Source organism: Arthrobacter sp. 01T419 (genome assembly GCF_056398865.1).
Genome location: NZ_JBFTQF010000010.1, coordinates 38,023 through 55,542, shown reverse-complemented (window position 1 = coordinate 55,542; position 17,520 = coordinate 38,023). Strand labels below are relative to the sequence as shown.

General features: G+C 62.5%; 15 protein-coding genes. 7 read left to right on the top strand and 8 right to left on the bottom strand.

The window, feature by feature from the left end; all coding sequences use genetic code 11:
- Positions 1-8: 8 nt before the first annotated feature.
- A complete protein-coding gene (locus AC1DLO_RS15305) occupies positions 9-1,466 on the bottom strand; it encodes a glycogen synthase (protein ID WP_476890671.1) in 1,458 nt (485 codons plus the stop codon).
- Between the two features lie 658 nt (positions 1,467-2,124).
- Positions 2,125-2,415, bottom strand: coding sequence for a DUF3040 domain-containing protein (locus AC1DLO_RS15300; protein WP_476890622.1), 291 nt, complete (start codon positions 2,413-2,415; stop codon positions 2,125-2,127).
- Positions 2,416-2,807: 392 nt separating this feature from the next.
- Between AC1DLO_RS15300 and AC1DLO_RS15295 the strand changes: the two genes are divergently transcribed.
- Entirely contained in the window at positions 2,808-3,128 is a 321-nt protein-coding gene (locus AC1DLO_RS15295) for a hypothetical protein (protein ID WP_476890621.1), read from the top strand.
- Between the two features lie 431 nt (positions 3,129-3,559).
- Here the strand turns inward: AC1DLO_RS15295 and AC1DLO_RS15290 are convergent, their stop codons facing one another.
- Positions 3,560-3,865, bottom strand: coding sequence for a YegP family protein (locus AC1DLO_RS15290; RefSeq protein WP_476890620.1), 306 nt, complete (start codon positions 3,863-3,865; stop codon positions 3,560-3,562).
- Positions 3,866-4,790: 925 nt separating this feature from the next.
- On the opposite strand from AC1DLO_RS15290, the gene AC1DLO_RS15285 reads away from it, so the two are divergent.
- Entirely contained in the window at positions 4,791-5,096 is a 306-nt protein-coding gene (locus AC1DLO_RS15285) for a hypothetical protein (RefSeq protein WP_476890619.1), read from the top strand.
- Between the two features lie 88 nt (positions 5,097-5,184).
- On the opposite strand, the gene AC1DLO_RS15280 is transcribed toward AC1DLO_RS15285, so the two are convergent.
- Complete coding sequence (locus AC1DLO_RS15280; protein WP_476890670.1) at positions 5,185-5,670, bottom strand: GNAT family N-acetyltransferase; 486 nt, start codon at positions 5,668-5,670, stop codon at positions 5,185-5,187.
- A gap of 1,078 nt (positions 5,671-6,748) precedes the next feature.
- Here AC1DLO_RS15280 and AC1DLO_RS15275 point away from each other — a divergent pair.
- From AC1DLO_RS15275 to AC1DLO_RS15265, 3 genes are all read left to right on the top strand, one after another.
- Entirely contained in the window at positions 6,749-7,156 is a 408-nt protein-coding gene (locus AC1DLO_RS15275; protein WP_476890618.1) for a hypothetical protein, read from the top strand.
- A 47-nt stretch (positions 7,157-7,203) separates the two neighbouring features.
- A complete protein-coding gene (locus AC1DLO_RS15270) occupies positions 7,204-7,629 on the top strand; it encodes a FliG C-terminal domain-containing protein (protein WP_476890617.1) in 426 nt (141 codons plus the stop codon).
- A 265-nt stretch (positions 7,630-7,894) separates the two neighbouring features.
- The gene (locus AC1DLO_RS15265; protein ID WP_476890616.1) at positions 7,895-9,268 is read left to right on the top strand and encodes a sensor domain-containing phosphodiesterase; all 1,374 of its coding nucleotides are present in this window, start codon (positions 7,895-7,897) and stop codon (positions 9,266-9,268) included.
- Between the two features lie 27 nt (positions 9,269-9,295).
- Here AC1DLO_RS15265 and AC1DLO_RS15260 read toward each other — a convergent pair whose 3' ends face one another.
- The 3 genes from AC1DLO_RS15260 to AC1DLO_RS15250 all read right to left on the bottom strand — a co-directional run bounded on the left by AC1DLO_RS15260 (position 9,296) and on the right by AC1DLO_RS15250 (position 13,438).
- Positions 9,296-9,751: a hypothetical protein gene (locus AC1DLO_RS15260; RefSeq protein ID WP_476890615.1), complete on the bottom strand. Its 456-nt coding sequence runs from the start codon at positions 9,749-9,751 to the stop codon at positions 9,296-9,298.
- Positions 9,752-11,418: 1,667 nt separating this feature from the next.
- Positions 11,419-12,918 carry a signal peptidase I gene (locus AC1DLO_RS15255; protein ID WP_476890614.1) on the bottom strand — a complete coding sequence of 500 codons (1,500 nt, stop codon included), beginning with the start codon at positions 12,916-12,918 and terminating at the stop codon, positions 11,419-11,421.
- Between the two features lie 124 nt (positions 12,919-13,042).
- Positions 13,043-13,438 carry a hypothetical protein gene (locus tag AC1DLO_RS15250; RefSeq protein WP_476890613.1) on the bottom strand — a complete coding sequence of 132 codons (396 nt, stop codon included), beginning with the start codon at positions 13,436-13,438 and terminating at the stop codon, positions 13,043-13,045.
- 449 nt (positions 13,439-13,887) lie between these two features.
- Between AC1DLO_RS15250 and AC1DLO_RS15245 the strand changes: the two genes are divergently transcribed.
- The gene (locus AC1DLO_RS15245) at positions 13,888-14,352 is read left to right on the top strand and encodes an Hpt domain-containing protein (protein WP_476890612.1); all 465 of its coding nucleotides are present in this window, start codon (positions 13,888-13,890) and stop codon (positions 14,350-14,352) included.
- A 372-nt stretch (positions 14,353-14,724) separates the two neighbouring features.
- Here the strand turns inward: AC1DLO_RS15245 and AC1DLO_RS15240 are convergent, their stop codons facing one another.
- Entirely contained in the window at positions 14,725-15,165 is a 441-nt protein-coding gene (locus AC1DLO_RS15240; RefSeq protein ID WP_476890611.1) for a response regulator transcription factor, read from the bottom strand.
- A gap of 431 nt (positions 15,166-15,596) precedes the next feature.
- On the opposite strand from AC1DLO_RS15240, the gene AC1DLO_RS15235 reads away from it, so the two are divergent.
- On the top strand, positions 15,597-15,866 hold the full coding sequence (locus tag AC1DLO_RS15235; RefSeq protein ID WP_476890610.1) for a hypothetical protein: 270 nt from the start codon (positions 15,597-15,599) through the stop codon (positions 15,864-15,866).
- Positions 15,867-17,520: the final 1,654 nt, after the last annotated feature.

The window sequence follows — 17,520 nt, the reverse complement described above, 5'->3', positions numbered from 1 at the left end:
GGGTGGGGCTATGCGTGGCGGATGTGGTCGTAGATGTTGAGATAATCCTGGCCTGGGCGTGCCCAGGAGTAGTCGCTGCGCATCGCGTTGAGCATCAGCTGGCGGAACTCCCCGGGGTAGTCGAACCATAGCCCGAACGCCCGGTCCAGCGCCGACTCGATGGCGGTGTTATCGCTCTGGTGGAACGCGTACCCGTTGCGCTGCCAGTCCGGGCGGTCCGAGAAGTCCCGGTCGAAGACGGTGTCGACCATGCCGCCCACCGCCCGCACCACCGGGACGGTGCCGTAGCGCATGGCGACCATGGGGGTCAGCCCGCACGGCTCGAACATCGACGGCACCACCACCATGTCCGCCCCCGCGTAGATCAGGTGCGCCAGTTCCTCGTCGTATCCGATTTCCAGGTGGCAGTCCGGGTTGTCGTTGAGGTAGTGCTTGAGATGCCGGAAGTGCCCGTTGATCCCGTTGTGCAGGCCGTCGCCCAGGAGCACGAACTGCGCCCCCTTCTCAAGGGCGTGGAACAGGGCGTGATGCACTAGTTCCATCCCCTTCTGCTCGTCGAGGCGTCCCACGTAGGCGACGATCGGGCTGAAGGTGTCCCGCATCCAGAGCCGTTCCCGCAGCCGTCTCTTCGCCTCGTACTTGCCCTCCACCTGCTCCGCCGAATAGCGGGCGGGGAGGAGAGGGTCGATCTCGGGGTTCCAGGTGTCGTAGTCCACACCGTTGAGCACCCCGCCGAACTTGTCCTGATGTGTCGACAAGGTGTGTCCCAGCCCGTCCCCGCCGTCGCCGTGGCGGGCCTCGACCGCATGGTTGGGTGAGACGGTGGTGGTGAAGTTCGAGTACACCACCCCGCCCTTCATCAGATTCACCGCCTGGAACCGGTGGTCGTCGCCGAGGCGGACACGGTCCAGGAAATAGTCGGGCCGGCCCAGCTGGGTGCTCCAAAGCTCCTGGGGGCCGGTCAGACCCTGGTGGCGGAAGTTGTGGATCGTGTAGCACACCCGCTGGTCGGGCATCACATGCCCGTACTGCTCATACAAGAGCACCGGGACTAGGCCGGTCTGCCAGTCGTGGCAGTGGATCACGTCCGGGCGTTTCCCCACCTTGTACAGGTATTCCATGGCGGCCTTGGAAAAGAACGTGAAGCGGTCCACGTCGTCGGGGTAGCCATACATGAGCTCCCGGTCGAAGAATCCCTCGTCCGAGTGCGGCTCGATGAAATAGCACCTCCGCCCGTGCACGTAGCCGAACCACACGCTGCAACGGACCGCGGCCCCGTGCCACGGCACCCATAGGTCGTGGTAGTCGATTGTCAACCCCCACACGTCCTCATACCGCATGCCCGCATACTTGGGCAGCACGATCTCCACCTCGTGCCCCCGGATTTCCAGCTCGCGGCTCAGTCCGAAAACCACATCGCCCAAGCCGCCCGCCTTGGCCACCGGCGCGCACTCGCTTGCCACCATCACCACGTACATGCCTCACCCGTTCTCCGTTGGTCGTCCCACTGTTCATCGCACCGTCGAACGGGTGTACCGGAAGCAGGGATCGCAGTGGACTCCTGACGTTCGGCGCAGCCCGGGCCAACGCTTCGAAAACGGTGAAACTGAGCTCTGAAAAAGCCATCACTCTTCGCTAACAGTCACACCCCGGGGTTTCGGTGAACAGCTTCGGTTGCAGAATTTTGAGTGAACATACGGTCCAAGCCGCCAAAGCAGAGGTGGCTGAGTGGGCCGTGGTCCCGGCAGCTGATCACCTCGGCCTCCCTGACTCCCCCATCGCTCCAGCGTCTGCTACCCGACATGGGTCCTCGGAGCGATAGCCGAGCGGGACAGAGCCCGCTGGGATCCCGACCTGGCCGAGTGGCCACGGGCAGCGGTAACAGTGCCACGACCCGAGGCAGGAACACGGCACCGCCTCGAATGCGGACCCCGTCTATCGATGACGAGCGCACCACCGATGGTCCGCCTTGGTCCCTTCGGAGCGATGATTGCCGTGCACCCGGTACCTGCGGCGATAGGCGGGAGCCCTCTCACCTGGAAATTCCGGCGGCACCGTGGCCGACGAAACAGGTCAGGTCATCGGGCTGTCCCCCTGGCCGCGGGGCCGCGCTCCTGACAATGGTCATCCCGGGCCTTTTCGCTTCAGGCAACCGGCCGCCCGGCGCCCGAGATACCCGCAGGCACCGCCGAGCATCACCAGAAATCCCAGGACGCCCAGACCCGGAAGCTGCGCGGCAATACCCATAATCAGCAGCCCAAAACCCACGAGGCCCAGCACGATCCCGGCGGACCTGCGAAACCACAACCCGGCAGGCTTCCCCGTAGCAAGTTCCCGGGCCAGGAGCGGGTCGTCAGCAGCCAGATCCTTTTCGAGTTCCCCGAGACGTCTGCGCTCATAGTCCGACAGCGGCATTGCAAACCCTTCCTCTCCCGTCCATGCCTTCAGCCACCGCACCAGCATGCCCACCGGCAGGCTTCCTTGCCTTCATTATCGACGTACAACCCACCGGGTTCCAGACCACCGGACGTCGCCCCATGCATGGCAAATTGACCTTTTGACCTCGTGGAATACCTCACGCCACAGCTGCGCACGGCACATGATCACGTGGCCGTTATGACCGGCGGAAGCCCGGCAGCCTTAGGTTCGGGGTGTGCCGGTCCTTTTGGCGAGACGTTCTGCAACCCGCCACCGACGGACCGCGGCACAGTCTCACCAGCTAGGCACAAAGCGCTATGATCCGATTGACGTCGGGGCGTACTCTGGACGGAATTCACAGTCAGGAAAGCCCGGAGAGGACGGGGTGTATGAGCCTCAAGGACGAGTGGGACCGGCTAGATTCCAAGACCCGGACCTGGCTTCTGGAAAATCCAGGATGCGTGACGCTGCCCCACGCCATGTCGAGCAAGATCAGCAAGGACGCACACGGGGACTTTTTGTGTGACCCGCACGGGCAGGTTGTGCTCTCTCTGGCCGACCACGATTTCATTCGGCAGAAAGCGGAGGCCGCCGGAACAATCCGCGTCCCGGCGACCGAATACCGGTTCTTCGATACGGCACCGTTGCCTGTTATCCGGAGAGCGCCGTCTGGCATGCCTGCCGCAGGGCCAACCGATGAGGCTCATTAAAGACCAGCTGGTTAAGGTCAGTTAGGAGCGGCAAACCGAACCTGGACAGTCCGCACCCGGCACCCCCTTGGTGTCGGGGTCGGTAATCTCGCCGTCTCAAAGACGGACGCGCATAAGATCTGCGTTGGCTACGTGGCGGACACGGACTGCGCGGGAGCGTGCCTCAGATCGGAGAGCATCATGCTCAAGACCTTGCTGTGCAAGTTGAACCTGCGCCACGATTGGCCACACGGAATTCACCCAGGATGGCGGCCGCTACAACCGCTGCACGCGATGCGGTCAGTTCGACGACCGTGGGGGCGGAGGGACTGGTGGGAGCGCTACTTGGGCGGGCCCGGCCGGCATGGGGTAAGCCCACGTACTCCATGCCGGCCCCGACTAACGAACCGTGGTCGCGGGACAAGATTGGTTCTGCCCTGCCTTGATGACGGTCAGGCAGCCTTATTCCGGTGGATGTCAGGGCCCGGGGCATCAGCTGCGAGGTCAGCCGGGTATCGCGGAGTCATGATCGGGGCGGCGGGTTGTGACCGGGGTGATGATCCGTGGGCGGGGATTTCAGGGCAGAGGTCGGTGATCAGGCCCATTCCGGCATACTCGCGAACGGCCGTAATGCCGGCGACAGCAGCGGGTTTGTCGGGAAATGATCTGGAGAGGGCCATTACGGTTCCGTCTTTTGCCTTGAGTCGGAATCTGAAGCTCATGTTCTCGTCGGTGAAGAGTTCGAATGTACCGGTCATGGGCATCCTCCTAGATGGGGGGAAACGAGCCGCTTGGGCTTGTCTTGTTAGGTCCGGGATGCGGTTTCGCACCTCGGCCTTCAGGTCGGGCATTGGAATTCTATATGTGATTTTGTGAGGTCCGCCACAGGCGGACCCAAAGCTTAGGGTACTTGGACGTCCAGCCTACTGGCGAGTATTCCGGAGGCTTTCGGGGGCGATGAGCGGCTGGGATGACAGGCGACTTCCACGCACCAAGCACATCAAACCCTACAAATCCGGGCCTGAAACAGGGGTGGGGACGCTCGAACGGACGTTAGAGTCGAATATTTCACTAAGTCACTCGTGGAAGCCTAATCGCCATGGATGGGGCTTTAAAGCCACGACCTACGGGCACGGCGGCTGGAATGTATGGCGGCGCCATGGCAACAGCGAGCGGGAGCCGGGGACCCGGCCGGCCATGCAGGGCTCAGCCGGTGGACGCGTCGCGGGGACCCGTTTCTTGGTGGACTGACTGGTCCGGTCCAAACGGAGCCGGGACCGCAAAGTCGACAGGCCTGCGGCGGGGGATGCCGGAATGATGGGTTATCGGTCGATGTCTAGCAACTGCAAGAGTCAGCATTGTCCCTCACGTTCTCTATGATCGCTTTCAGAATCCCCGTCCGACGAGTTCGCCGCGTTGCTGCGGACCGGCTGTCGGGCCTCGGGGCTGGTACACGTGCGCTCCGATGGAGGAGACCACCCGTGTCTGACTAACACCCTACGTCAGGAAATCCTGGACGGATATGCCCCAAATAAATTGATGGCCTGCGATCACTTAGCACCCGGCCTCGCCAGGCCAAAGGGGCGCAAATAATCTTCCTTCCGACTGTTGCCTGCATCACAGCCTGTTGTTTAGCCTTGTTCCGGGCCGCAGCGTCGCGGTTCCTGATCGGAAAGAGGACTCATGACCGAAAAGATCCGGCTTCTCGTAAAAATGGACATCGATGGTGCCCAGATCCGCATCACAGCCCAGGGGCGGCTAACCTCCCGGAGCCTCCACGCCCTTTATGTCGTCGCGAGGCGGGCCAACGCCCTCATGGATGGTCTGGCCCTTGAAGTCGACGTCACCGCGGCCAGCGTCGACCCTGCCGCCATGGAAGCGCTGCGACGCTGCTCGCAATCCCGCCGCCTTCCGGCCCTGATCGATCCCCAACAGTCAGATGTCAACATCTCCGTCAGGTCATCCGCCGACGCCGCCCTGGCCGCCTGACGGCAGATCGGAACCGAACGGGTGCAGAAACGGCCCCCGTATGCCCACCCCTTTCGAACCGGCATTGGGTTCTGCCGGGGGCGTTTCGTCAATCGTGCTCAGGTCCGGGGATGGCCGGAAGGCCAAGTGTCATGAAGACGCTGTTGGGGTCCGGCCGGTAACTGGCGAATGGCCCGCATTGGGTGAACCCGTATTTGCTGTACAGCCTCCGGGCCGGCGCGAAGAACTCCTGAGCCCCGGTTTCCAGATACAGGCGCCGGTAGCCCCGTTGGCTGGCTTCCTCGATGAGAACGGCGAGGAGCCGGGTTGCCACCCCTTGTCCTCGTGAAGATGCCGTGGTGCGCATTGATTTGAGCTCCGCGGCTGACGGCGTGAGTTCCTTCAGCGCCCCGCACCCAAGGAGCGCCCCCGCCCTCCTGAACGTCCATAACGTGATGCCCGGACCGGCCAACGCCGCATGGTCCAGGGCGTGCACGCTTCCCGCGGGCGATGCCCTGTACATGTCGTCCAGATGCTCACCCAACAGCTCCTGGACATCTTCACGTGACGGATCATCGACCATGATCTGAATCAAACCCATTCCCCCTGATACTGCGGTTCCTTCGACATACCCCTTGCCGGGCGCGGGGCCTGACCGGCATTAATGGCGGCTCCGTCCCTGACGAACCGGGCAAGTTCCCACGAGTCTGGCATACGTTTATGAAAATTCGCCCTCACCCTGCACGCCTCCAGGCGGCTTTCACGAGCGAACCTAGGTGGGTAGACGGGACGATTTGCCGCCGCAATGCCTTGTGGGTTGTGCAGTTGAAGCTGCACAGCTTCTTGTAGGTGAGGTTCAGTCAGTCCAGGGGACAAGAAAACGTACCGCGAGGACCACGCCGTAGATGATCACCGCTGAGAAAAGCAGGATCCGAACCCAGGCGGGCCCCGGCAAACGATGAAATATCCACGAAAACATGCGACTCATTTTTCCCCTCGTATTCGCAGTCATACTCAGGCCCATTCTGCCCGTGTCTGACCCGCAGTCCAAGAACAATCCGGGCGCCTTCCCGATCGTGGGCGGCCCGGTTCCACGCTCACTTGACCGGCGGGGCTGGGTAGAGTGCGGGCAGTGTCGGAAGCTCCAGAACCTACTGACGGACCTTGCACGCCGCAGGTGGTCTAAGCGTCGAGGGAGTGAGCGTCTCGCGCCCTTCCGCGAACAGTCGGGGAATCATTGATCCGGCTTTGAAGAGGCTGATCCTGACCGAACCCATGCCACACGGCTCAAGCCGCGCATTTCCCCGGGGTCCTGGGTGCCCGCAACGGGCGCCGCCCGGGCACCCGATATGCCTAAAACAATGCCGGGCGCGGGTTACTCAACCGTATTAGGTTTCAGCAATTGTGAACCGGGGCTTCTGGCACGCCGGGGGCAATACCTTTACGCGCTGGAGCCGGGCTTCGGAATTGCGATTCTCCCCATTGGAATGCACGGAGATGGCCTGACGCCGATGACGCTACGAAAATTCCGGCATTGTGAAGTTTTCCCTACCTGGCCGRCCGACCATGGCCCCGGAGCGTCAGCTCGGCGAGATGGTTGACCATTGCCGGGAGAGCTGAACGTCGGTACTCGAGATTGGATGACTTGATGGCATTTGATGTGACTGGCTCCGTTGGAGTCGGCGGCGGCGGGACCAATTCTGCCCAGCAGGCCGGACACCGCTGCAGGCCCATCTCGGAGCGGCAGGCGCACGGCCCGCGGCGGCCGCGATTTCGCCGCCGGGCTTCTGGAGGCGCCTTTCGGCGCGGACAAAGCCGCAGGCTTGATGGACCGGCTGGCGTCGACCATGGCCGGGAAGTCCTTCGAATTCCTCGAACTGATGGCACCGCAGCAAATACTCGAGCTGATCGACGGCGAACTGCCTCAAACCATTGCCCTGGTGCTGGCGCACCTCCGGCCCACCAAGGCCTCGGCCGTTGCATCCGGGCTCGATGACGACCCGGCGAGCGAAGTGGCCCGCTGCATCGCCACGATGGGCCCCGTGGCGCCCGACGTCGTGCCATCGTCGCTGAGGTTCTGAAGCAGCGTTCCCGGGCCGTCATACCGCAGGGCAAGGCCACGGACAATGTGGACGGGATCCAGCCGCTCGTGGACATCATCACCCGGGCAGACGTCAGGACCGAACGGACGGTGCTGGATGGTCTGGATGCCCTGGATCCTGAACTTGCCGGTGAGGTCCGCGCCCGGATGCTGACCTTCGTGGACATCGTGAAACTGGAACGGCGGGACATCCAGCAGACCCTGCGGGGCGTGAGCCCGGAGGTGCTGGCCATCGCAATGAAGGGGGTCCCGGCCGTGATACTGGACACAGTCCGCAGCAACATCTCCGCCCGCAACCAGGAAATCCTGGAGTTCGAGATGGCCAACTCCGGTCCCGTGCGTGCCTCCCAGGTGGAGGAAGCCCGATCGGAAATCGTGCGCGCCATCCGGGCAGGCACGGCCAACGGCACCATGGTGGTACGACGCACGGACGAAGACGACTACGTCGACTGACAGTGAGCGGTGACGGGCGACCCTGCACACACTCCGACTAAGGAACTGTCCATTGCGCAGGCGGCCAGGCCAACTCGCCGATCCGCCGTCAGAACCCAGGGGAAGTAGTTTCCCCCGACTCTGGAAGGCCACGCCGGGGCTTCCCGCCAGTGAAGCTGGGGGTGTCTTCCCGACCGCGTAACGGTAAGGGCACCGTTGGCGGTTTCTTCCCTGCCGGATTAATGTATGCAACAGGGGGAAGAAAATGGTAAAGCGGCGCAGAGGAATGATCGCGTCGCTAGTCGGCGGCCATTTGCTGCTGACCATAGTGTGTGTCCAGGTTGCGTTCGTTGTTGCCATCGCAGTGGCGCTGGGTTCCGGGATCGTCGCGGTAGTTTCGCCCGCAGCGGACCTGATCCTGGGTTTCTTCGCCGGGAGCCTTGTCCTGGTGGCGGTTTTCGCGACGGTGAAAGGAATCCGGGCCTTGCACGGGGAGCGTTCCCGTACCAGGGCCGCGTCCGAGCTCATGGAGACCGTCGCCCACGCGAGCCAGGAATGGCTTTGGGCGGTGGACGAGGACGAGAAGTTCACATTCTCCAGCCGGGCCAGCATGGCCTTGCTCGGTTACGAGCCGTCCGAACTCATCGGCAAGCCGTGCCGGATCGTGATTGATTCGGACGAGCTCGCCAGTGCACGGCAGATGGTCGCCGCCGCCATGGATGACCGCGGTTCGGGCTGGAGCAATGTTGTTGTCATCTGCCGCCATCGCAACGGCGCACCGGTCTGGATGGAAGTGTCTGGCCGGGTGCGCCCCGACGCGGCTGGGCTCAGTGTCCGGTTCGAGGGCACGAGCCGGCCGCTTCCTCCCCAGAGCGCGCGTGCGCTGCTGAAGCAACGCATCAAAGAAAAAGTTGAAGGGGCACTCCAGGACCGGTCGATTCTGACGGCATTCCAGCCGATCCACGACCTTGGGAGCGGAATGATCATCGGAGTTGAGGCGCTGGCCAGGTTCCCTGGCTTCGATGGCAGCGGACCGGACCACTGGTTCAACGAGGCCAGCACCGTCGGGCTCGGCGGGGAACTGGAATTCGCCGCCCTTGAATCGGCGCTCGAAGCCGCAGGCAAGCTACCGGCCCACCTTTACGTGGCGCTGAACCTCTCACCCGAAACATGCCTGGATCCCCGGCTGCCCGGGTTCCTGGAACAGTCGCCCCTGGCGGATGACCGGATCGTCCTCGAACTGACCGAAAGACTGGCGGTGGACGAATACGCCCCGCTGCTGGCAGCAATGGCGCCCCTTCGCCGGCGCGGGCTGCGGATAGCGGTCGATGACGCCGGGTCCGGGTTCGCATCAATGCGGCATGTCCTGCGGCTCAGGCCGGACATCATCAAACTCGACCGGAGCCTCATCGCCGGGATCGACAATGACCAAGGCCAGCACGCCCTGGGCGCGGCCATGGTCATCTTCGCCAAGCAGATCGGCGCCAAGATCGTGGCCGAAGGAATCGAAACCGAAGAAGAACTCGCCGCCGTCACCAAACTCGGCATGGACGCAGGACAGGGATACTTCCTCGGCCGCCCCACGGTCCTCCCGGCAGACTGGGAAACCTGGCACCGCCTGCCCGTGAACGATTCGGACGAAACCGCCAACACGCCCTGAAAGCCAGGGTTCCTGCCCGCTCCGCGATCACCAAAGCAGCATTCGTGGGGACGACGGTTCCGGGGCCTGCGCGTTCCACGCATCCATTTGCCACAACGGGCCAGCCGACTCAATGGTCAGCACAACATCCGGCCGGCGGATACGGAACACCAGCCCAGGCCGCGGGTCAGGGAACACCTCAGCCGCGGGATGCACCGTCAGGAGCCCGTCAGCGACGAGCTCTTCCAGAACAGCATGCACGTCCTTGGTGCCCGCCCGGCGCTCAACTTCGGCGGTGTGCGTCACCCCCGCGCAACGGGCGTCGACCAGCTCCGCTTCATCAACCATCTCCAACAGGGCAACAAGCACCCGACGCCGTGTCTCCGATACATCCAGTCCGGCGATCCACTCGTCGAAGGCCTGGCGTTCCCGGAAACTCCGGGCCCGCAATGCTTCGGTCGCCGGCCATTTCACCCCGAACGGCAACAAACGAGCAAATTCCATCACTCCCCCTTGCTTTGGACGGGCCTACCAGGACCTCCCGACGTGGAAAGTCTATCGACTGGATCAAGCCCTGCGGCAGGGCAGGAACCGCCCTTCAGCCCAGCGACACATCCGGCCTGGTGCAGAGCGTCGGGGCTTTCCGGGTCCGTGTGCACCAAGAAGACGGCCACCGCGCCGCCGGTGAAACCGCCGCTGGCGGCTCCAGTGACGAAACGGCCAGCCCGCCTTTGATCATCAAATCCCCGACCAAGGCCACGATGCGGGCTAAAGGGAGGGCCCGGTCAGCACGGAAGCGTCGGTCCCAACGACGCGGTGCTCGTCCTCAGTTTCCATAGCTGGTGAAAGGATGAGCTGTCCTGCATCCCGATGAGAGACACCCAAAACAGTACCAATGTCGCTGACTGTCAACCCGATGCATTGAAGTTCACGTGCTGCAGCGCTGATGGCCAAAGCCGCACTAGTCTCGGCCTTGGTTGACTCACGGCGGAATCGCTTGGCCGCATCAATGGATTCACGCACAACAGCCGGGAGGACCACGTGAAGTTCAACCTCCACGTCGGCCTCCGGAACATCCGCTACCCACAAAATAGCTGACCGGATAGCCTCTTCCGCCTGGTCAAGACCCGCCACTTGACAAACAGCACCAGGCACTCCGACACACTGAAGAACCCACCAATCACCGGACCTCTCCGCCGTAACGGTATAGATCGTCATAGCCGCCACCCCCCAAACTCGTCCACGAACGTGCTCAAGGGCTGCCTTAACCGCCTCGTGGCCAATTCACCATGATCCTAAGCCATGCGGCGCGTCCCGCCCAGCATTTCGCTGGCCCTGAGGGAGGGTACATCCACTGCCCATTCCCGCGGATCCGGCCCCAGCAGGTTCCAACAGTCATCGCAACGGCTACTAGGGCCTCATTTGATCAAGCCCGGGAACTCCCAGGAGTGCTGAGATGAAGAGGGCTAACCCCAAAACCACCGCGACCGCATGCGGAAGGAATACGTTCGCCATCCACGGGGCGCGGGCGAGCAGGTGTTTGACATTCTCAGGGCTTCGCCTGACCGGTATGTCGGACCAGTAGACCCCGTCCTTACCGTCGAACCCCAACACCAGTCCACCTTCGGTGCGGAGACCTGCTGGTTGTTGAGTTCCAAATGATTGAGGTGAAAAGCTGCGACCTCGATGTCGCACATGCGTGAGTAATAGTGCATCTGGTGCTGCTTGTTCAGGCCGTCGATGAACCAGAAGGCCAGTGCGCTGGCAGCTCCGAGCCCAAACAGAGCGAAGTGGTTGGTTTGAAATCCAAGACCCGGAGCAGCCACAGACAAGGTGACCGACCACCCCCTTGACTGTCATCAGCCGGCTGTCAAATTCAGAGACGACCTTCATGATCGCCTCATGTTCACGCCCGAGGTCCGCCCTCAGAGCGTCCGTGTTCTTTGTATCCGAAGCTCGATTGCGTCGCATTACTCAGGGATGGACGTGACTGGCCCTGCGGGCAACGGCGTCCTACGGTGCAGTGCGTGCGCTAAATGGGCACCCGAACGGAACAGGGTGGTGATGACGTTAATGTCCCTGAAAGGCAAAGCCCGGATCGCTTCCGCCGTCGCCGCCGATGTTTGATTTGGCGATGTTGATTTGGTACGGACAGCTGAATCCCGTACGCGTCATGGCTGGACGTCGACCCATTCGGGTTGGGGTTCGACTAGTGCCGGTTCGGCTCCTGGACGGTAGCGGTAGGTGATGTTTTCGTCCTGGACGACGAACGTCTCCACGCCGCTGCGGGACCAGTGAAGGACGAGCAGGCCGTAGCGTTCGGCGAGCTTCGCCAGGGTCGAGAAGGTCGTGACGTCAATGACGGGACGGCCTTGCGGCACGGGCATGGGGTGGACCCGGACCAACAGTGCAGCGTAGCGGCGGCGGATGGCCGCTGCCTCGTCCGCGGGCGCGGTGCGGCGCGCAAAGACCACGGTGATGGCTGCGATGACCAGTGCGGCGAGCAGCAGGACGCCTGAGACGAAACGGGCAGCGATTGCGGTGATGTTCACGCCGTTCAGCCCGAGCGTGCGGGCCGTCATCACTGTCTGCTCCGTTGTGGTGTTGTCGGTGACGGTCAGGGTATCCGGTCCACCCGCGAGAGCGAGCTGGAGCGGGGTCAGGTTGAGCTTGAGGCCGGGCTGGAATTCAGCGCCCGTTGATGTCTTGACCTGTGGTGTCACGACGAGGGTGAGAGGTCCGGAGGGCAGGCCGGTGACAGCTGATGCGGCCTGCGCTTTGGCATCCAGTGCCTTCAGGTCCAGGGTGACTATGCCTTCGTATCCGGAGCCGCTGAAGGTCGTCGGTTGGGTCAGCGGGATGGTCGTGTGCCAGCCTCCCTGCGCGGAAAGGTCAGCTTTCACGGTCACGGTTCCCGGCTCGCCGTGATAGGTGAAGTGGACATCGACGGTGTTGGTGAGTTTGCGGAAGACCGGATCCGGGGAACTCGCGCTGGTTCCGTCGTAAGCCGGGCTTTGTCCGACGTCGGCGGTGTAGGAGAAGTTCATCCGCGTGCCGGTCTTGACCTGGGATGTGGCTGGCTCCTCGACCGGCCCGTACCACGCCAGCACTCCGAGGGCCATGCCCGTCATTGCGAAGACGGTTGCCAGGATGGTGGAAATCCGCAGCGAGGACGGAAGACTCCCCAAGGCAAGGGGCGGGGCAGGGCTTGAACTGATGTGGCGGGACAAGGCGGTTCTCCTTCGTTTGCGCCGGTGGCGGGTAGTTGCGGCCGCACCGCCCCCGGCAAGTAATACCAGTACGGCCAGGCCCAGAACCGGGGGGCTGGGAGCCCGGCTAAGCCATATGCCGCCCTCGGGTATGCGGAGTGCCAGTACCCCGAGGAGGTCATTGCGGGCGGGTTGTTCAGGGTCGAGCCAGGAGTTGTTGTCGCCTTTGAAGGTGTAATGGCCGTTCTCGATCGCAACAATGCGGTGCATCACCACGGTGTGCATGAGCTCACTGTGGTAGGCCACCACGTCACCTACCCGATAGTCCCCTGCGGGACGGACAACCGCCAGGTCCCCGGTCTGGAACTCGGGCTCCATGCTGATCCCGTGCGTCGAAACGTACGTGGTGGTTCCGCCCAATTGCGCCGGCGCAGCAAACCACCATGCGGCAGCAAGCAGCACGCAGAGGCTGATGGCAACGCCGTATCGGGCTGTCCGCGACCTGATGATCCTGCTCCCTTCGCAGTTTTCCGAACCGGTGTGGGATGGCCCGCTCCGGGGCCATCCCACACCGTTAGGGCCTGAACTAGAGGACGGTGAGACCGGTGGTGTCGAACGCGCTGAGCAGCGGGTTGTCAGCCGTGGCACAGGTGATCGTCATCGAGCCAGCAGTGTAGGTGCCGAGTGAACAGGCGTAGGGGTTGCCGCCTCCGAGTGCCGTGCTGCCGTTTTTCAGGGTCATTGACACGGTCTTGCCTGTCACGTCGGTGGAGCTGGTGAACACGACGCTGGCGAGCTTGGAATGATCGGTGGAGAGCAAAGTGTCGTTAACCGCGGTGATGGTGGCACCGGTGGCCACGCTCTCGCCATAGCCGGAGACGCCTCCGGCCGGCAGTGTGTTGCTGGCGGTGAAGGCGGAACCTGCGGCTGTGGCGAGCCCGGCGACTGACAGGGCGGTGATGAGCTTTACGGATTTACGCATGAGATTCTCTTTCGGTTTAGGAAGCCCGGCAGCCCCTGAGCGGGCCCCGCGGCGGTTGCAACCCCAGGTACAACTGGATGCCGCTGCCAACGAATACACGGCTAAGAAGTCACCGGAAAGCAGCAAGGTGTCTTGCGCTGCTTCTCCGCCGACCCGTGACTGAGCGGTGGGTTCATCGACAGTTCGAAGCTAACAGTCGGCAGCCGGGTTTACTCCGGTCCTTGGATTAACCTATACGAACCCTTGGTTTGGTCGGGTGAAACTGGGTGAATACTGGGGTGGAACTGCAGGACGCATCGAGCTGGAAAGGCTGCCACAGGTCGGCGGGCAGGCATGACGGGGTGTGACGGAGCACGGACCCGTTTCCCCAGCCCCAAGAAACACCCAAGATTTCCGCAGGATCGGCCAATGTCGGGCTATTCCGTCAGTGGGGGACGTACTTTGGGATGATGGCCACTTCAGCATCAGACCGCTCCGGCGACCCCGGTGCGGATCCCGTCGGCGAAGCGGAGTCCTCCAGGGTTCCCGCGGGCGGGGGCCTGTCCCTGAGCGGACGGGAGTTGCCGCTGCTGGATGCGGCGGTGCTAGAAGACCTGGAAGAACAGCTGGGGCAGCCGGACATGGCATGGAATTTTGCGCGTGACTATGCCTCCATCTGGGGGCAGCGGTACCTTCGCCTCGTTGCTTCTGTCGAGCGCAGGGACCGGATGGCAGCACTTGACGCGGTCATCAGCCTGAAAGTCTCTTCTGCCATGGTCGGAGGGTTACGGCTGGCGCATCTCGCGGAGATGTTGGAGGCTACCGTTCGCGAAGGGGACCTCGGTGACGGGGCTGCCCTCTTGGGCCTGATTGCAGTCCATGGCCGGGCGACGGTCAAAGAACTTCAGCTCAGGTACATCAGGACGGACGGATAACTGTCCAGTCCTTCCCAGCCTCCACCACGTTAAGCCGGAGCGTCCGGCCCTTGTGACCTCGCCACGGCCAACCGGTGCTACCTGCCCCGCGGATGGTCTGCAACCAACGACGCGACTCCGGCTCGTCACGGAGTGTGCGGTGAAGGTTCCCGATATGCGCCTCCACGGCACGTTCATCGGAGTCGCTGATCCAGATGACCTCGCTGTCCCCTCCCCGGATGGCACGGAGGAATTCAGACCGATCGTTCCGACTCCCCGAAGCAATTCGTGAAGGAGGTCGAACCAGCACCGCGTCAGCTCCGCTGCAATCCCGCCCACTGCTGCCGTCCGCCCTCTGTCATCCAGGCCAACCCGTTGCAGCACAGAACCTACTCACCATTCCGGGTCTCGGAAAGACGAATGCGCAGGCGAGGTTTCGGGCGAATGACCGCCCGCGGTCAGGGGCCGCGGCCGGCCCATCATCGCAACGATTCTGGCCCGCATCTCCCGCGGCCAGAAGGGCTTGGTGATGTACTCATCAGCCCCGGCATGATAAGCAGCCAGTTGATAGGGCTCGTCAGCCCTGCCTGTGAGCATCACGATATAGGCGTTGCTGAACTGTCGGATCCGGCGCAGGACCTCGAGCCCGTCAATGTCCGGCAGGCCTACGTCCACGGTCACGACATCGGGATTGATGTCCCGCACCACCTCAACGCCTTCGCGGCCGCCCGATGCAGTGTGGACTTCGAAACCCCATTGGAGAAGGATTCCCCCGATCAGGTTGCGCATGTCCTCATCGTCTTCTATTACTACAGCCACGCCCAAGTCGCTCATGGCCCCCCATGTGTACTTCAAGAATCCGCGTCAGCCCAGCACCGGCACGGTAGTCAGACCTATAGTTCCCAAGCTACAAGGAAAAGACGGACTTTGCATGAACTCTTTTGAAAAGCCGCCTGGGGTTGTTGGGTTGAGTCAGACGCAGCCGGCATCTTACAGGGCGGCCGTAGCCTTAAACGCCCGCATTGGCCTTGGCTGCGTTTCCGGAATGCCGGGGGTTTCTGCGGGCACCGAAGCGAAGATATGGGTACCGGTCCTTTCGCTGCTTGGCCGCGAAAGCCGTAGGTGAAGGACGCCGCCTGCTAGCAGACTCACAGGACCACCCCTGCCACCGCTCGTTGTTGGGGCGGGCAGCGCGGAAATTGATGGAGCCGCCGGACGCCCACTCTTCTGACAATTGAGGCTCCGCGTGTGCTTACAAAGAGTCGATGCGCCAACCTGAGTCCACCGGCATTGTTAAGCAAATCTTGAGCCTTTCTAAAGGTCATCTTGAGCTTGACTCTGTCTGCGGACATTTTCCGGTTACTATCGGCCGGGTTGCCCTACTGAAAGGCCATTTTGTTGTGGATTTCGTCCGTTATGCCACCGGCCTCGCGATCTTCCTGAGCGCCTCATTTGTGCTAATGTTTTCCGTACACCTGCTCGTGCTGTGGCATACGAAGCGCAAGAACACTGCCTCGCTCGTCCGTGAGAACTAGCCGCGACAATGCCCTACATCGACATCAACCCCCATCGCCCCCGCCCGAAATGGCCCGGATACGTCGTACTGGCTGTCCTGACGGTCCTAACGCTCGTTGTCGTCATCGCTGCTCTGGCTGGCCCTTAGCAGCCCCGGCCAAGACACATATCCAAAACCAGCGAATGACAGATGAACAGAACCACGGCGGTATTCGCCTTGGACACGCTTACCCTTCGGCACCCAACTTCGCCGCCCAGGGGGATAAACCCGCGCTCATCAAGGCCAGCAGGGAAATGCAATCAGTTCTCTTCTCTTGGAAATCGGGTTCCCGAGATCTTCTCTGCGGTCACCTGTTGACCTAGACTAAGCGAGTAATCGGTGCTTGTTCGGGGGGAGCAATGGAGAACCGAAAATCCGCATATAAGTGCCCGAAATGTCACACACGGCTACTTGAGACTTGGTACATCGAGATGGACGGGGATGTAACTCTGGAACGTCGGCAAATCGGCCGGCCGTACTGTCCCGACGGTCATTCCATCACCTACTGGAACCTGGCGGGTCAACCAATCCGTGCGGTCTAGACAGGGCGTGATGAACGGTTGGGGCGTCATACTCGATTCCGGTCTTGGAGTGCCCACTGCGATATAGCTCCGGCCGATGGGCGTATATCCCTGCCGGCAACCGGCCCGGCGGCCAGATGGGGACAACCCTTTCAACGGCCGCAGTGCATTAAGGTATGGACTTGGCCATTAGCCAAAGACCGGGACAGACGCCCGCAAGCGCCTCGAACTTGGTACACACGGCAAGGCAGCACCGTGGGTGGCGACTGAGTCCTTGAGGGTTGCATGGACTGCACTTCAGCTGCCTCAGCGGCCCCCGGAAAGTGCCCTGCGCGGCCATCTTCAAACGGAGACTCGTCCTTGCTGGCCACCGAACAGAGCGGACGACAAACAACCCCGATACCTCATTATTGTGAAAGCGACCGGGGCCGCTTCCAAGCTCGGGCGGGAACGGCTTGGCCGAATATAGGCAGGGGAAATGGCGAAACCTGGACAGTCGTATGACCCATCCGAAATACCCGAGGTAATCGTTTCGCCAGGCAAAGGCGGAAACGACAGCCTGGCGACTTTGCGAGAGCAGGCACAGGAAATCATCGATCAAGTTCTGAGCGGCACTGATCCCGCCGGTGAACGGATCCGGGCAAAATTGAGGGTGAGCATTTCCCGACATCCTGGAAGGCCGGACCAGGCGCTGCTCGAGCACCTCATGGACCGCAACAACTGACCGGCAGATTTCACAGGAGCCACGCGATAAAAAGCCCCTCACCGTGGGGGACGGTGAGGGGCTGAGTGTGTAACCGTAGGGCGGGTACACGGCCCGCTAGGTTGCCGGCTTCCCCAGCCTACGGGGCCGCATACCGGCGCGGATCCGGCGTGGGCCGGATTTACGAATCCTAGACGCCGGGCGCCGCGGCGCGCAACCTGCCCGGACCCGAAGCAACGATCCATTTTCCGAAGCTTCGCCTAATCATGATCAGATTTGTTGGACTGGCAATGTCTCCCTGTTTACCTACCAACCCCACGGCGGAGCGAGGCAGCGCGTCGTCGAGGCAGTGAGGACATCGCGGAAGGACCTGCCACACGGCTAACAAACTCACGGACCGATCGCGCATG

Coding starts and splice junctions, on each gene's coding strand:
- AC1DLO_RS15305 (WP_476890671.1), bottom strand. CDS start 1,466: ATGGTGGCAAGCGAGTGCGCGCCGGTGGCCAAGGCGGGCGGCTTGGGC.
- AC1DLO_RS15300 (WP_476890622.1), bottom strand. CDS start 2,415: ATGCCGCTGTCGGACTATGAGCGCAGACGTCTCGGGGAACTCGAAAAG.
- AC1DLO_RS15295 (WP_476890621.1), top strand. CDS start 2,808: ATGAGCCTCAAGGACGAGTGGGACCGGCTAGATTCCAAGACCCGGACC.
- AC1DLO_RS15290 (WP_476890620.1), bottom strand. CDS start 3,865: ATGACCGGTACATTCGAACTCTTCACCGACGAGAACATGAGCTTCAGA.
- AC1DLO_RS15285 (WP_476890619.1), top strand. CDS start 4,791: ATGACCGAAAAGATCCGGCTTCTCGTAAAAATGGACATCGATGGTGCC.
- AC1DLO_RS15265 (WP_476890616.1), top strand. CDS start 7,895: ATGATCGCGTCGCTAGTCGGCGGCCATTTGCTGCTGACCATAGTGTGT.
- AC1DLO_RS15260 (WP_476890615.1), bottom strand. CDS start 9,751: ATGGAATTTGCTCGTTTGTTGCCGTTCGGGGTGAAATGGCCGGCGACC.
- AC1DLO_RS15250 (WP_476890613.1), bottom strand. CDS start 13,438: ATGCGTAAATCCGTAAAGCTCATCACCGCCCTGTCAGTCGCCGGGCTC.
- AC1DLO_RS15245 (WP_476890612.1), top strand. CDS start 13,888: ATGGCCACTTCAGCATCAGACCGCTCCGGCGACCCCGGTGCGGATCCC.
- AC1DLO_RS15240 (WP_476890611.1), bottom strand. CDS start 15,165: ATGAGCGACTTGGGCGTGGCTGTAGTAATAGAAGACGATGAGGACATG.
- AC1DLO_RS15235 (WP_476890610.1), top strand. CDS start 15,597: ATGCGCCAACCTGAGTCCACCGGCATTGTTAAGCAAATCTTGAGCCTT.